The sequence below is a fragment of the Acidovorax sp. 106 genome (assembly GCF_003663825.1).
Classification (GTDB): Bacteria; Pseudomonadota; Gammaproteobacteria; order Burkholderiales; family Burkholderiaceae_C; genus Acidovorax.
In genome coordinates this window covers 43,502-57,854 of sequence record NZ_RCCC01000001.1, presented here as the reverse complement: position 1 = coordinate 57,854, position 14,353 = coordinate 43,502, and the positions used below count along the sequence as shown (strand labels likewise).

Genomic DNA, 14,353 nt, shown 5'->3' with positions numbered 1-14,353 from the left:
TGTGCGGGGCGCCGTGCAGGGTAAGCAGGGTGGTTACCATTGGGCGTTACCTTGCGTTGCACTATGGCCAAGAGAGATCACGTTTCAGAAACCCCGGCGACCCAACTGCTCAAAGCCAACAAAGTGGCTTTTACCGAGCACCCTTATGAATACCTGGAGCACGGAGGTGCCCAGCACAGTGCGGCTGTGCTCGGGCTAGATCCATTCACAGTGGTCAAGACCTTGATCATGCAGGACCAGGATGCGAAGCCGCTGGTGGTTTTGATGCACGGTAACCGCAAGGTGTCCACCAAGAATCTGGCGCGCCAGATCGGAGCCAAGTCGGTGGAGCCCTGCGCCCCTGAGGTGGCCAACCGCCACAGCGGTTATCTGGTGGGCGGCACGTCACCTTTTGGGACGCGGCGCACCATGCCGGTTTACATCGAAGAGACGATCCTCGGCTTGCCTCGCATTGCCATCAACGGCGGGCGCCGGGGCTTTCTGGTCCAGATCGACCCGCAGGTGTGCGTGCAATTGCTGTCTGCCAAGACAGTGCAGTGTGCGCTGGCAGAATAGCCAGCCGCTTTTACCAGCCGTTTTTTGCCCACCGTTTTTGTAGCCGCTGTGTAGCGTTGCTTTTGTGCCCCTGCGGAGTTTGCCCGCATGGAGCGTCTACCCAAGGAGTTGTTTTGACCGCCGCGTACCCTCTGTTTGCCACCCTGGCTGCCTATTTGCTGGGCTCATTGTCTTTTGCCGTGATCGTGACCCGCGTGATGGGGCTGAGCGACCCGCGCACCTATGGGAGCAAAAATCCGGGTGCCACCAATGTGCTGCGCTCTGGCAGCAAGGTGGCTGCCATCGTGACGCTGTTGCTCGATGCCGTGAAGGGCTGGGTGCCCGTGGTGCTGGTGCGCTGGTTTGGCAAGCCCTATGGTCTGGAAGACGGCACGATCGCGCTGGTGGGCCTGGCCGCATTTCTCGGGCATCTGTGGCCGGTGTTTTTCCGCTTCCAGGGGGGCAAGGGGGTGGCCACGGCGCTGGGGGTGTTGGTGGGCATCAGCGGCTGGCTGGGTCTGGCTACCGCGCTGACTTGGCTGTTGGTGGCGGTGGCCTTTCGCTATTCGTCCCTGGCTTCTCTGGCGGCGGCCATCATGGCCCCCGTGCTGTACCTGCTGCTGGATGGCGTGCAGTGGTACGCGGAGCAAAGTATCACCGTCGCTATCGCTGCCATGGCCTTGCTGCTGGTGTGGCGGCACCGTGAAAACGTCTCGCGCCTGCTGGCTGGCAAAGAGTCGAAATTGGGAAAATCCAAAAAATAAGCACCACCGACTCAGCTGGTGGCGTGCACGCTTGCCCAAGCCTCACTGCAATCCGAGCGTGGCGGGGGTGGTAACCAAGTTGTGTATGTCGGCGTGGTGCTGGGCCGCGTAAAGGCCCAGCCGCACCATGGTCTGCTGGTGCAGATCGACGGTCACTGCAGAGCGCGCCAGTGCCGACTGGATGCGAGGTTTGCCCAGTGCGGTCGAGTGCAAGATGGGCTGGGTTTTGTGGTGACCAGCTCGGTCCAGCAAGCTGGCCACTACTGGGTGGTTGGCCTTGTCGCTGCGGCGCAGAACAATGGCAGTGTCGCCGTTGTCGAGCCGGACAAAAGTGCCTGGTGGGCACAGGCCGATGGCGCGCACCAGGACGTAACTCACTTCATCGTGCTGCTCAACTTCCTGGCCCACAATGGCCCGGACGGAGTCGGTGGCACTGCGGCCAGCACGTGATTTGCGGGGGCTGATCATGGCCGCGTAGCGGTCAATCGTCCCTAGGATGCGGGTCAGGCGGTCTTGCGGTGCCTGGGTGGCCAGTGGCACCCGATCGGCAATGGGAGCATGGTGCTGCCCCACCACATCCAGCCACAAGGGATCGTTGATGAAGACACGTTCCAGCAGAGTCTGGCTGTCCAGGGGGTGGCTCTGGATGGCTTCTTTTTGCGGTGGCGTAGGCTTTTCGCGTTGCTCTGCCAACTCGTCCTGCAAGACCGTCATGCCGATGTTCATGGTGAGCGCTGCGCGCACGAGGCTGTCGCGCTCGTTGGCAGGCAGCTTCAGCTCGCGGGCCATGATGTCGCACAGCGTGGCGCACACCAGCGCGTGCGATGCGCTGTAGCCTGCGGTGGAGGTGGCCGCCAGTTGAAACATGAGGTACAGCGCTGCGTCATTGTCGTGCGCCACCAGGTCCTGCAGCCACAAATCCAACTGCCGGATCTTTGCTGAAAAGTCCTGCACCAGCAGGGGTTTGGACAGCAGCAGCGAGAGCGCTGACTCCAGGTCAGACCAGAGGCTGAGCAGGTCTTCGTATTCACCGTCGTGGTGTGGTTTGCCTGAGGGCAGGGGGGCCGACATGGTGATGAGGCTCAGTTGCGCTTTTCCAGCACCATTTGGTCGTTGTTGCGGGTCATTTGAAACTGGCCCAGGAAGCTGTTGCCCAACAACACATAAGGCATGGGTTGGGGGGTGACCACGGCATCAATGCCAAACACTTCCACATCGCCAATGCGTACCGAATCGAGTCGGATGCGCCAGCCCTGCGCGACCCCATTGGCGGTGCTCAAGCGCATGGGCTGGCCTTGCAGGTATTTCAATCCCATGCGGTCAGCGTCTGTCTTGCCAATGGCAACCGACGATGCGCCCGTGTCCACCACATACTGCATGTGCTGGCCGTTGATCTGGCCGGTGTTGATGAAATGGCCCCGGCTGTCTGCGGCCAGCACAACGCGCTTGCCGGCGGAGGCACTGCCCACGCTCACCGGCGCCTCGCCCAGGCGCAGCGAGCGCCGAGCACCATCTATTTCCACCGTGGCGTCTTCTTTGCCGACCGACAACACCTTGACGCCTTGGTGGCTCTCGCCTGCGCCAACACCGCGCGGCGCGCCGCCATTGACCACCAGCAAGGCCTTGCCACCCAAAATGCCTGCCAGGGCGACCGCCGATTGGGCGTCAGCCAGCATAGGACTCAGCAGGACGAGCGCTACGGAGAAAGCCAATGCTGGTGAGTGTTTCATCGGTGGTGTCAGTCGCGGAAATTGTCGAAAGACAGCGGGACGTCGGTGACGTCTTTGCGAATGAGTGCCATGGCCGCTTGCAGGTCATCGCGCTTGGCGCCTGAGACGCGGACTTTGTCTTCCTGAATAGCGCCTTGCACCTTCAGCTTGCTGTCTTTGAGTAGTTTCTGGATCTTCTTGGCCAGTTCGCTCTCGATGCCGTTACGCACCTTGATGACTTGCTTGACCTTGTCTCCGCCCATTTTCTGCACGTCGCCCTTGTCGAGGAAACGGACATCCACGCTGCGCTTGGTCAGCTTGTTGCGAAGAACGTCTTCGATCTGTGTGAGCTGAAATTCAGCGTCGCCAATCATGGTGATCTCTTTGTCTTTGATCTCAATGCTGGCGGAAGTCCCTTTGAAGTCAAAGCGTGTGGAGATCTCCTTGACGGTGTTTTCCACCGCATTTTTGACTTCTACGAGGTTGGCTTCACAAACGGTATCAAAGGAGGGCATAGCGGCTTTCACTGGCTTGGCAAAACAAAAGGGGCAGTCGCGCACGGGTGCCCCGGTGCGACAATCCTGGCAATGGTAGTCGAGAAAAACGTCCCTTTACAGCCCTGGAACACCTTCGGTATTGCCGCTCGCGCGTTGTCGCTGGTGCGCATCCAGAGCGCGGTTGATTTGTTGCAGGTGCGCGCAGCGCCTGAGCTGTGTGATGCCCCCTTCTTTGTCCTTGGAGGCGGTAGCAACATCGTGCTGACGGGAGACGTCAAGCCGGTGGTGCTCAAGATGGAGATCAAGGGTTTTCGTCTGGTGCAAGAGACCCCCAAGGCCTGGATTGTCGAAGCGGGGGCGGGTGAGCTGTGGCACGACTGTGTGGCGTGGACGCTGCGCAATGGTTATCCTGGCCTTGAGAATATGGCGCTGATCCCTGGCACGGTAGGGGCAGCGCCGGTGCAAAACATTGGTGCATATGGCGTGGAGCTGCAAGACCGCTTTGAGTCGCTGGACGCAGTGGATATGCGCACGGGCCAGTCCTTTACCTTGACCGCCGAGCAATGTGCGTTTGGATACCGTGATTCTGTGTTCAAGCACGGTGCTTCCACCCCTGCTGTGCAGGGCGCAGATTTGCGCAACATGGGGCTGGCTGGGCGCGCGGTCATCACCCACGTGCGTTTTCGTTTGCCTCGCCCCTGGCAGCCTGTGCTGGGCTATCTGGACCTGGAGCGCCGCCGTGAGCAAGCGGGTGTGGACAGCCCCGATGCTTGGCAAATTTTTGAATGGATTTGCGAGATTCGCCGGGCCAAGTTGCCTGACCCCGCCGTGGTTGGCAATGCAGGTAGTTTTTTCAAGAACCCGACGGTCACCCCAGAGCAATGCACAGACATCATCGCCAGAGAGCCCAAAATCGTGCACTACCCCATGCCAGACGGCAGCGTGAAATTGGCCGCTGGCTGGTTGATTGATGCCTGTGGCTGGCGTGGCAAATCGATTGGCAAAGCCGGTGTCTATGAGAAGCAGGCGTTGGTGCTGGTGAACCGAGGTACGGAGCAAGACAGTGTCACAGGTGGCGAAGTGATGACGCTGGCCAAGGCCATACAGACCAGCGTGTACGAGCGGTTTGGCATTCGATTGGAGCCTGAACCTGTTGTGGTTTGATCCAGCCGCTTTTGCATTTAGCCCCGGCGTCAGGCGGGGGCTGGGATTTTTTCGGTGGCGGCCGGTGGGTTGCGGTGGCGGTCGAGCGCATTCTCTACATCGGTCAGCCCCATGCGCAGGCAAAGCGCGTGGGTCATCTCCCAGGTCGCGAGCAACTGCGTGTGTGCCTCTCGAAGGCTTCTGCCGTTTTCCTCGTGTTTTTCCAATTCAAAGGCCAAGTCCGCCAGCTTCTGGAACCCCAGGTTGGCGGAGGCGCCTTTGAACCCATGGGCGGCAGCGCGCAAGCTCTCCGGTTCTCCCTCTTGCAAGGCTTGCAACAATGCGTCGAGACTGCCCGATTCATCGCTGAAATAGCCTTGCAGCAGAGATCGGTAACCTTGAAGGTTCACGCCGATGCAAACCTCTCCCACCATGTGCATGTTGATATGTGCAGTGACATCACCGGAGCGGAAGCGCCGACGTGGTGCCCGTTGGGCGGCGGGTTTCGGCGCCTCGGGCGCTGCGGGGGCGCATGGGGCTTCCCGAAGGTCCGCTACAGGGACGGTGGCAGGGGCGCTTTTTTCGTTTGCAGAGAACATGTCTACAAGCAGGGACTGGATCGTGTCCACGCTCACGGGCTTGCCGATGAACGTATTCATGCCCACATCGCTGGCCCGTTGGCGGGTTTCTGCGAAGACATCAACGGTCAGGGCAACAATGGGTACCTTGGCAAATTGGGGCCACTGGCGAATTTGCTGGGTGGCCTGGAATCCATCCATGATCGGCATGTGCAAGTCCATCAGCACCAAGTCTGGTTGCTTTTTCTGAATCTCAAGGCAGGCCTGTTCTCCATTTTCTGCAAATCTTGGGTGGTGCCCCATGCTGGTGAGTAGCGCTCCCATGTACTTCCGATTGACCATCTGGTCATCAGCCACCAGAACGTCTAGCCCCGCCAGCTCTGATGGGCCCACTGATGTTGGCCGTTCGCTGGGCTGAGTGGCTGCATTGGGTGGGGCTGCCTGCGGTAAGGGGAGTGTGACGGTGAATGTGCTGCCATGGCCCTCCGCGCTTTGGACTGTGATGTCGCCCCCCATGCGCCGAGCAAGGTTGCGAGAAATTTCCAGCCCCAGGCCTGTTCCCCCGAAACGCCGGGATGTGCTTGCATCTCCTTGGGTGAATCGCTCGAATAAGCGGGCCAAGGTCGTTGCATCCATACCGATGCCTTGGTCCGCTACTTCCAGTTGCAACTGGTAAATACCTTCGGTGCCCGTTGTGGCTTGAGGGGCGCGCCCGATTTTCACCGTCACTGCACCGCTGTCACTGAACTTGATGGCGTTGGTCACCAGGTTGAGAACAATCTGCTTGAGGCGGGTGCCGTCGGCTTCCACCCATGCCGGAAGGTCTGCCGTTGTGTGGATGGCAAAGCCCAGCCCTTTTTGGCTTGCCAGTGGGCGCATGAGTTGATCAATGCTGGCTACCAAGGGCTGCAGTGGGATGGCGATGGGGTGGATGCCCATCTTGCCGGACTCCATGGCGGAGACGTCGAGAATGTCATTCAACAGGGACAGCAGGTGATCTGCCGAGCTGCGGGCCGTGTAGACATATTCCCGCTGGCTGTCGTCCAGGCGCGTGCGCTCCAGCAGCGTCAACATGCCCAAAACACCATTGAAGGGGGTGCGCAATTCATGGCTCATATTGGCCAGAAACTGGCTTTTCCGTCGGTTGGCTTCTTCTGCTGCATTGTTCGCAGCCCGAAGGTTATCTGTCAGCGTCTGCAGGGCAATGCGTTCTTGCTCTTGCCTGGTCTGGCGCCACGCCAAGGCACCTGCGGCGAGTAGCAGAAGGACCAACTGGGCAAAGATCAGAGCCATGATTTGCTGACCTTGGGTGAGCATGGTGGACTCTTGCTCTTCCAGTAGCCCAGCGATATGGCTCGTGGCCGCCATCGTCAATTCCTGCACATCCGGCCCCAGTTCATTGAGCTCGGCGAGCAGTGGGCGCAGCTCGTGCGGTTGAGGGCTATGTCCGTTCTGTAGCACCCTATCCACTTGGGTCACCAAAGCCTCAAGCCGGGGCATGACTTTGGTGTACTCATCCCTCTCTTGCAAGGCCGTGGTACTTGGCGCGTCGTGCATCAGCTGAAAGCGACTGGCAAAGATATCGCTGCGCAGCCGCAACTCATTCAGGGCCAGGGGAGGGGTGCTTCGTGAGGCCAGATCTATCGACTGCCGAAGGCGCAGAAACTCTCGTTCCAATTGGAACGTGAGTGCAGTGATCGAGTCGCTGCGCAAATCCCCGCTTTTGCGAATGGCTTGCTGTTGCGTGAGCTGCAGCACAAGCAAAACAGCCATGGCTGCGGCCATCAATATAGTGCCCAGCGCAAGCCAAAACAGGTAACGCTGGTTGGTGCGGCGAGCTGGCATCGATGGGATCAGTCGACTTTGATGGATTTCAGCTGCCATGCAGAGCGGCCGTAGTATTTGGATGACTTCAGCTCTGGCTTGGAATCAAACGGGTAGATGATGAACAGCGGTCCCTTGGTGCGTACTGAAATAGGCATGTCGTCGATGCGGTGGGCGATGATGACATCGAACAACGCCGCATCTTCAGCGGGGATGGTTGTTTTGTAGTCGTTCAATGCCAAGGCTGTCAGCGTTTTTCCGCTGGACTTTACGGCTCCCAATACATCGCGAAGGAGGGGGCCTGTGAACTTGGTGGGGTTTTTGTCCCAAGGAGTCTTGGTCACAAAGGTCTGCTGGGGCAGTTTTTGCAGCATGTCCAAGTCAAATACCGCTGTGTTTTCCCGGTTGGCATCAACAATTTTGCCGGAAATGGTCAGAATGACTTCGCCGGAGGGGGGCTGTAGTGCCCAGACAGGCATCGCAATGAATGAAGCCGCTGCAATTTTTGTGAGCCATCTAGGGCCTGTTGAGAATCAAGCACAACGGCTCGAAGGGCTGTGATGCAATAGGCAGATGAGCATTCGATGGGTACTGACAGACGAGCAATGGGCCAAGATGGAGCCGCACTGCCTTGGCAAGCCAAGTGATCCTGGACGCAGCGGCACAGACAACCGCCGCTTCGTTGAGGCAGTGCTGTGGATTGCCCGCACAGGCAGCCCCTGGCGAGACCTGCCTCCAGAGTTCGGCAAGTGGAACACGGTGTTCAAGCGCTTTAGAGACTGGGTCAAGGCCGACGTATTCCAACACCTGTTCGATGCAGTGAGCGAGCAGCCAGACATGGAATATGCGATGGTGGATGCCACGATTGTGAAAGTGCATCGGCACGGCCAGGGGGCAAAAGGGGGACTTCGGGCCAGGCCATAGGCCACTCGCGGGGAGGCATGACCACGAAGATACTGGCGCTGACGGATGCATTGGGCAATCTGGTGAAGTTTGTCTTGATGCCAGGGCAGCGCCATGACACCAAAGGAGTCAAAGAGCTGATCGCCGATGTGCGCTTTGATGCCTTGCTGGCCGACAAGGCCTTCGATGTGAACTGGCTGATCCAGGAGTTGGACAAGCGCGGCGCACAGGTGGTGATCTCACAGATGCCACGTCGGAGATCACCGCTGGAGATTGACCGGGAGGTCTACAAATGGCGTCACTTGATCGAGAACTTCTTTTGCAAGCTCAAGGAGTTCAAACGCATCGCAATGCGCAGCGACAAGACGGATACCAGCTTCGCGGCGATGATCCACCTCGCGGCTGCGGTTATCAACGCTCGCTGATTCTCAACACGCCCTAGACAGCAAAGAAATGGAATGCATGGCTGACCTCCAATGAGTGGAATGAAAAGTGATCAATATTTTATGATAAAAATGATTTAAATGATTATTTTGAGTAAAAAAACGCCCTCGAAATGAGGGCTGTTTTTTTGGTGCCATCACCGCGTTATTTTTGCCCCGAAGTCAGGGTCAGCAGATCGTTTTGCGAACCTGGCAGCAGCAACCCTGCTCGAGAGTAAACGCCCAGCTTGTCGCGGGTGTCCGAAATGTCCAGATTGCGCATAGTCAACTGACCGATTCGGTCGAGTGGGGAGAACGGCGCGTCTTCCACCTTTTCCATCGACAAACGTTCTGGAGCGTAGGTGAGGTTTGGGCTTTCGGTGTTGAGCAGCGAATAGTCGTTGCCACGGCGCAGTTCCAGCGTCACCGTGCCGGTGACGGCACGAGCCACCCAGCGCTGGGCTGTCTCACGCAGCATGATGGCTTGCGGGTCAAACCAGCGGCCTTGGTACAGCAGTCGGCCTAGCTTGAGGCCGTTCATGCGGTATTGCTCAATGGTGTCTTCGTTGTGAATGCCTGTGACCAGACGCTCATAGGCAATGTGCAACAGTGCCAGGCCAGGAGCTTCGTAGATACCGCGGCTCTTGGCTTCAATGATGCGGTTTTCGATCTGGTCACTCATGCCCAGGCCATGCCGCCCGCCGATGCGGTTGGCTTCCAGAATCAGATCGACAGGGTCGCTGAATTCCACGCCGTTGAGAGCAACGGGTTGGCCTTCCTCAAAGCGCACCGAAACCTCTTCGCGTTTGACTTCGACTTCGTCCTTCCAGAAAGCAACGCCCATGATCGGGTTAACGATACGGATGCCACTGTTCAGGAATTCCAGATCTTTGGCTTCGTGCGTTGCTCCCAGCATGTTGCTGTCGGTGCTGTAGGCCTTTTCAGCGCTCATCTTGTAGCCAAAGCCAGCCTTGGTCATGAAGGCAGACATTTCTGCACGACCGCCCAGTTCGTCGATGAACAGTTGGTCCAGCCAGGGCTTGTAGATTCGCAGAGACGGGTTGGTCAGCAGACCATAGCGATAGAAGCGCTCAATGTCATTGCCTTTGAAGGTGGAGCCATCCCCCCAGATGTTGACATCGTCTTCCTTCATGGCCGCCACCAGCATGGTGCCGGTGACTGCGCGGCCCAAGGGGGTGGTGTTGAAGTAAGTCAGACCGCCTGTGGAGATGTGGAAAGCGCCAGCCTGGAGGGCTGCAATCCCTTCATGGGCCAATTGCAAGCGGCAATCGACCAGGCGGGCCTTTTCGGCGCCATATTCCATGGCTTTGCGGGGAATAGCGTCGTAGTCCGGCTCATCGGGCTGTCCGAGGTTTGCGGTGTAGGCGTAAGGGACTGCGCCCTTGAGCTTCATCCAGTGCAGAGCCGCACTGGTATCGAGGCCGCCTGAAAAGGCGATGCCGACTTTTTGCCCTGTCGGCAGGTTTTGAAGAATGGTGGCCATGTGCTGGGGTTGTTTGCGGTTGCAGGATTTAGCCGAAGTGGCAGATGTAGTGGTACGACTCGGTGACGCGGATGTCAAACTTCGAGTTGCCAGGGATACTGAATTTATCGCCTGGATTGGATGGAATCCAAGTGTCCGTCCCGTCCAGCTTGTACTCGCAGGAGCCAGCGACGCATTCCATGATTTCTGGTGCACCGGTATTGAACGTCAATGTGGCCGGCAGCACCACGCCCACCGATTTTTTGGTGCCATCTGCCAAGGTGATGCCGTGGCTCACGCACTTACCGTCAAAGTACACATTGGCCTGGGTGTTGACGGTCACACCGTCGATAGTTTGGGTGGTCATGGTCGTGTGTGCAAAAAGAATTCAACTTTTGATTTTAGGTCAGAGGGCCTATGGAGCGATTCGTTTCAGGTGCCACCCAACTCAAACTCTCGTGAGACCATGAAAAAAGAGCCCCTTAGGGCTCTTTGGTTTGTCCCAAAACGGAGTTATCTCCAATAAGGGTTGCCGTGATGCGGTGGGTAGTAAGGGCGTCGGCCATCGATATAGCCATACTCGATAACCGTGACGGGCGGTGTTACGTAGGCTGCCGGTGCGGGGTAGGTGGAAGTGACGACACCAGGCTGCACATAGGTGTTGCCTGATCCATATTGGCTGTAACCGTTGGGCTGTGTGGAATAGCTTTGACCGTTTTGCGGTTGCACGCTCAAAGGAATCCAGGCGCCGGGGTCATTTTGCGTACGGGTGGTGTACTGGCGGCCTGCGTACTCGTAGAGCACGTTGTAGCCCACAGTGCGGTTTTCGTAGTAGGTCTCAGTGGTGCAGCGCTGCACATTTTGGTATTGGGGTTGGCCGCTTCCCTCAATCTGGTTGCCAAGTACTGCGCCACCAATCACGCCCAATGCTGTGGCTGCCGTTCTGCCATGGCCCTTGCCGATGGCATTGCCTGCGGCCCCGCCTGCGATGGCGCCCATAACAGCACCCGCGCCCGTGTTGCGTGAGCCGCTATAGACAGTCTCGTTGCCACACACCTGCTGTGGTATGCCGACCTGCTGAACGATGGGGGTGGAAGAAAGGACGCGCCCCTGCTCTTGTGCGAACGCGGGGAGTGCGCAGATTACAAGTGCTGTAACGATGGCGGTTTTTTTCATGGGAAGCTCCTGTCTGTGAGCACATACAACGCACGATGCGCAAAAAAAGTTTAGTGCTACCTCGTCGTTTTGAGGGCTAGAAATGTGAAGTTAGGTAAAAACCATGTGATTTTTCACATTTCACTACGCAATAGCCACCAGCCACGGCGCATGCAAATGGCCGGGCTCCACTTCACTAAGCGCTGGGTTGAATGTGTTTCATCCAAGTCTCTGGAGAGAATCCGACTGTAAGTTGCGCCTCGGTTTCGCTGCCCCATTCGACGATTGGGCGTTTGATCAGGCTGGTGTTTGCTTGCATCAGGGCCAGTGCATGCTCCAGTTGGCCAGCACTTTCCTGTTGGGTAGGAGTGAGTCCGCGCCAAGTGGTTCCCTTGCGGTTGAGTACCTTGTCTAAGCCAGCAGTGCTGCACCAAGTGGCAAGTCGCTCTGCGGACACCCCCTCTTTTTTAAAGTCGTGGAACTGGTGCTCAAGGCCATGGGTGGTCAGCCAAGCCCTGGCTTTTTTGACTGTGTCGCAGTTGGGAATGCCGTACAGGGTGATTTGAGGTTGTTTCATGGGTAAATCATGCCCCATGCGCAGGCTGGGCGACAATTGGCTGCGTATGCACACCATTCCCCAAACACTGGAAGGCTGGCTCCGTCATTGCGAGCAGCTGCACCCCGTCGGTATCGATATGGGCCTGGAGCGCGTCCGTGAGGTTGCGCACCGGATGTCGTTGAAATTTGATTGTCCCGTCATTACCGTGGCAGGCACCAATGGCAAGGGTTCCACCTGCGCCATGCTGGAGGCGGTTGCACTCCAGGCAGGCTATCGCACGGGGGTTTACACCTCACCCCACTTGGTTCATTTCCAGGAGCGGTGTCGTGTCCACGGAGAAATCGTGGGTGCCAACGATTTGCTGGCCCATTTTGAGGCGGTAGAAGCCGCTCGCACGATGGGCGGAAGTGAGATATCTCTCACCTACTTTGAATTCACGACTTTGGCGATTTTGCGGTTGATGAGCCATGCCTTGCTGGATGTTGCCATCCTGGAGGTAGGCCTGGGCGGGCGTCTGGATGCGACCAACATCATTGATGCCGACTGCGCCATCATCACCAGCATCGATATTGATCACATCGAGTATCTGGGGCCGGACAGGGAGACGATTGGTCGTGAAAAGGCCGGAATCATGCGCACCGGGCGCCCTGCCATCGTGAGTGACCCGATGGCTCCCCAGAGTGTGGTCGATCATGCGAGGGAGATTGGGGCCGATCTTTGGCGCGTCGGCCATGATTTCAACGTAGCCGGCGACAAGCAGCAATGGAGTTGGGCGGGAAGAGGGCGCCGGTACGCCGGGTTGGCCTATCCTGCCTTGAGAGGCGCCAATCAATTGGTCAATGCAGCGGGGGTGTTGGCTGCTTACGAGGCTCTCAGGGAGCGGCTCCCGGTGACTGCGCAAGCGGTGCGCAATGGGATGGCGATGGTTGATTTGCCGGGGCGTTTTCAAATTGTTCCTGGTCAGCCCACTTTGGTGTTGGATGTTGCTCACAATCCACATTCTGTAGCTGCGCTCTCGGCCAATTTGGATGCAATGGGTTACTTTCCTGTGACCCATGCGGTGTTTGGTGCCATGGCCGACAAAGACCTGGGGCCGATGCTGGCCAAAATTGGACCATTGGTGGATCGCTGGTATTTCACAAGTCTTCCAACGCCCCGCGCATTGACGGGGGCGGAGCTGTTGCAAAAATGGAATGCTGTGCAGATGGTCGCGGGTGGTCGCAAGGATGTGTCATCTAGCGCGTTCGCGGATCCGCTGCATGCCCTGCAGGCAGCTGTCGATGCAGCAGACCCGGCTGATAGAATTGTGGTCTTTGGCTCGTTCTACACAGTGGGCGGGGTTCTTGTGAACGGAACTCCTCGCCTGAACGCCAAACATTTGGGCGCATAAGGTCCACACGAGTCTTTTTCCCCATGGCATTTTTCAAGTTTCGGTGGCCCGGTCAAAGTGATCCAGCCGACAAACCGACCAAACGCAGCCGTACCCCCCAGGCCGAGAGCATCGAAGTGATGCGGCGCCGCGCCCGGCATCGCTTGATGGGGGCTGCCGTGCTGGTGTTACTCGGGGTTATGGGTTTCCCCTTGTTGTTTGACACGCAGCCAAGGCCCATCCCTGTGGATGTCCCCATAGAAATTCCAGATCGCGGCAAAGTGGCGCCTTTGGTGGTGCCGGCGCGGCAAAGCGATGCCGATCAAGCGAAGCCCGGCAATGTTGCGGCGGCTAGCGGTGCCCAAAGCCGAGCAGGCGCGGAGCGGGTGGCCGCGAGTGCCACACTGGGCGATGGTGAGGAAATTGTTGCTTCCAGCCACAGCAGCCGTAGTGCACCCAGGGCTAGCTCTGCGGCCTCTCCCGCACCGAAGCCTGAAGCTAAGAGCGCGGCTGCTGCGGCAGTCAAGCCTGCCAAGACCGAAGAGGGGGCGCGAAGCAAGCCTGTAGGAGAGGTGCGGCCGCCTGCAGCGCCCGATCGCACGGATGATGAGCGTTTCATTGTGCAGGTCGGTGCTTTTGCCGATGCCGATAAGGCGAAAGAGGTCCGCCTCAAGCTAGAGCGTGCGGGGCTCAAAACATACACCCAGGTCGTCGATGCCAAAGATGGAAAAAGAACCCGTGTCCGTGTAGGTCCTTACGCTAGCCGTGCGGAGGCGGACAAGGCTGCTGCACGCATCAAGGGATTGGATTTGTCGGCCTCTGTGCTGACGTTGTGAGTCAGCGCAGTTGCTGATTGCTTCATGCATCCTCTGGATTGGATTTTTGTCGGAATATTGACGGCCTCGTTGCTGATCGGAGCGTGGCGTGGTCTGGTGTTTGAGTTGCTCTCATTGGCTGGGTGGGTGGCAGCGTTTTTTGTGGCGCAGTGGTTCGCTGCGGATGTGGGGCGCATGCTGCCTATTGCAGACGCCGATAGCGCACTGAGCTATGCCAGTGGGTTTGCCGTTGTGTTCATTGCTGCGGTGTTTGCTTGTGGCTTTATTGCGTGGCTCGCCAAGAAGTTGGTGGAGGCGATTGGGCTACGTCCAGCAGACAGGGTTTTAGGGGCTGGATTCGGCTTGGCGCGCGGCGGTGTGTTGCTGCTGGCCGTTGCTGTGTTGGTGGGCTTGACGCCTTTGCGTGATGAACCTTGGTGGACGGCTTCTTTGTCGGCACCTGTGTTGAGTGAGGCGCTCGGTGTTTTAAAGCCTGTGCTGCCGCAGAAATTTGGAAGCCTGCTTCCTTTGTCGGAATGAGGAGCGAGTGCGTACCTGTAACTCGTTCATGAAAATTGCTTTGTGCAGAACCCTCTGC

General features: G+C 58.1%; 16 protein-coding genes. 7 read left to right on the top strand and 9 right to left on the bottom strand.

Annotated features, from left to right (window positions below; genetic code table 11):
* Positions 1 to 63 precede the first annotated feature (63 nt).
* On the top strand, positions 64 to 555 hold the full coding sequence (gene ybaK, locus C8C98_RS00305) for a Cys-tRNA(Pro) deacylase (protein WP_099655958.1): 492 nt from the start codon (positions 64 to 66) through the stop codon (positions 553 to 555).
* Between the two features lie 113 nt (positions 556 to 668).
* Entirely contained in the window at positions 669 to 1,298 is a 630-nt protein-coding gene (gene plsY / locus C8C98_RS00300) for a glycerol-3-phosphate 1-O-acyltransferase PlsY (RefSeq protein ID WP_121452674.1), read from the top strand.
* A gap of 42 nt (positions 1,299 to 1,340) precedes the next feature.
* Here the strand turns inward: plsY and C8C98_RS00295 are convergent, their stop codons facing one another.
* From C8C98_RS00295 to C8C98_RS00285, 3 genes are read right to left on the bottom strand one after another with little or no spacing between them, the layout of a single operon-like run.
* Positions 1,341 to 2,369, bottom strand: coding sequence for an HD-GYP domain-containing protein (locus tag C8C98_RS00295; RefSeq protein ID WP_121452673.1), 1,029 nt, complete (start codon positions 2,367 to 2,369; stop codon positions 1,341 to 1,343).
* Positions 2,370 to 2,380: 11 nt separating this feature from the next.
* Positions 2,381 to 3,028 (bottom strand): TIGR02281 family clan AA aspartic protease, encoded by a 648-nt coding sequence (locus tag C8C98_RS00290; protein WP_121452672.1) that lies wholly within the window; start codon positions 3,026 to 3,028, stop codon positions 2,381 to 2,383.
* An 8-nt stretch (positions 3,029 to 3,036) separates the two neighbouring features.
* Complete coding sequence (locus C8C98_RS00285; RefSeq protein WP_099655954.1) at positions 3,037 to 3,522, bottom strand: YajQ family cyclic di-GMP-binding protein; 486 nt, start codon at positions 3,520 to 3,522, stop codon at positions 3,037 to 3,039.
* 72 nt (positions 3,523 to 3,594) lie between these two features.
* Between C8C98_RS00285 and murB the strand changes: the two genes are divergently transcribed.
* Positions 3,595 to 4,668 carry a UDP-N-acetylmuramate dehydrogenase gene (murB, locus tag C8C98_RS00280; RefSeq protein WP_121452671.1) on the top strand — a complete coding sequence of 358 codons (1,074 nt, stop codon included), beginning with the start codon at positions 3,595 to 3,597 and terminating at the stop codon, positions 4,666 to 4,668.
* Between the two features lie 29 nt (positions 4,669 to 4,697).
* Here the strand turns inward: murB and C8C98_RS00275 are convergent, their stop codons facing one another.
* Both C8C98_RS00275 and C8C98_RS00270 read right to left on the bottom strand, forming a co-directional pair.
* Positions 4,698 to 7,109 carry an ATP-binding protein gene (locus tag C8C98_RS00275; RefSeq protein WP_121452670.1) on the bottom strand — a complete coding sequence of 804 codons (2,412 nt, stop codon included), beginning with the start codon at positions 7,107 to 7,109 and terminating at the stop codon, positions 4,698 to 4,700.
* A complete protein-coding gene (locus tag C8C98_RS00270; RefSeq protein ID WP_121452669.1) occupies positions 7,079 to 7,528 on the bottom strand; it encodes a hypothetical protein in 450 nt (149 codons plus the stop codon). Before C8C98_RS00270 ends, C8C98_RS00275 begins: the two co-directional genes overlap by 31 nt.
* Positions 7,529 to 7,622: 94 nt before the next feature.
* Here C8C98_RS00270 and C8C98_RS00265 point away from each other — a divergent pair.
* A protein-coding gene (locus C8C98_RS00265) for an IS5 family transposase (RefSeq protein ID WP_121452668.1) occupies positions 7,623 to 8,377 on the top strand; the annotation gives its coding sequence in 2 pieces (ribosomal slippage) (positions 7,623 to 7,956 and positions 7,956 to 8,377; 756 coding nt in all).
* A 163-nt stretch (positions 8,378 to 8,540) separates the two neighbouring features.
* Here C8C98_RS00265 and argG read toward each other — a convergent pair.
* The 4 genes from argG to C8C98_RS00245 all read right to left on the bottom strand — a co-directional run bounded on the left by argG (position 8,541) and on the right by C8C98_RS00245 (position 11,589).
* Complete coding sequence (gene argG, locus C8C98_RS00260; RefSeq protein ID WP_099741534.1) at positions 8,541 to 9,878, bottom strand: argininosuccinate synthase; 1,338 nt, start codon at positions 9,876 to 9,878, stop codon at positions 8,541 to 8,543.
* A 28-nt stretch (positions 9,879 to 9,906) separates the two neighbouring features.
* Entirely contained in the window at positions 9,907 to 10,224 is a 318-nt protein-coding gene (locus C8C98_RS00255; protein ID WP_121452667.1) for a pyrimidine/purine nucleoside phosphorylase, read from the bottom strand.
* Between the two features lie 146 nt (positions 10,225 to 10,370).
* Entirely contained in the window at positions 10,371 to 11,033 is a 663-nt protein-coding gene (locus tag C8C98_RS00250) for a glycine zipper 2TM domain-containing protein (RefSeq protein ID WP_121452666.1), read from the bottom strand.
* A gap of 175 nt (positions 11,034 to 11,208) precedes the next feature.
* A complete protein-coding gene (locus tag C8C98_RS00245; protein WP_121455925.1) occupies positions 11,209 to 11,589 on the bottom strand; it encodes an arsenate reductase in 381 nt (126 codons plus the stop codon).
* A gap of 46 nt (positions 11,590 to 11,635) precedes the next feature.
* Between C8C98_RS00245 and folC the strand changes: the two genes are divergently transcribed.
* From folC to C8C98_RS00230, 3 genes are read left to right on the top strand one after another with little or no spacing between them, the layout of a single operon-like run.
* Complete coding sequence (gene folC, locus C8C98_RS00240) at positions 11,636 to 12,961, top strand: bifunctional tetrahydrofolate synthase/dihydrofolate synthase (protein ID WP_121455924.1); 1,326 nt, start codon at positions 11,636 to 11,638, stop codon at positions 12,959 to 12,961.
* Between the two features lie 23 nt (positions 12,962 to 12,984).
* Positions 12,985 to 13,776, top strand: coding sequence for an SPOR domain-containing protein (locus C8C98_RS00235; protein ID WP_121452665.1), 792 nt, complete (start codon positions 12,985 to 12,987; stop codon positions 13,774 to 13,776).
* Between the two features lie 24 nt (positions 13,777 to 13,800).
* Complete coding sequence (locus C8C98_RS00230) at positions 13,801 to 14,295, top strand: CvpA family protein (protein ID WP_121452664.1); 495 nt, start codon at positions 13,801 to 13,803, stop codon at positions 14,293 to 14,295.
* Positions 14,296 to 14,353: the final 58 nt, after the last annotated feature.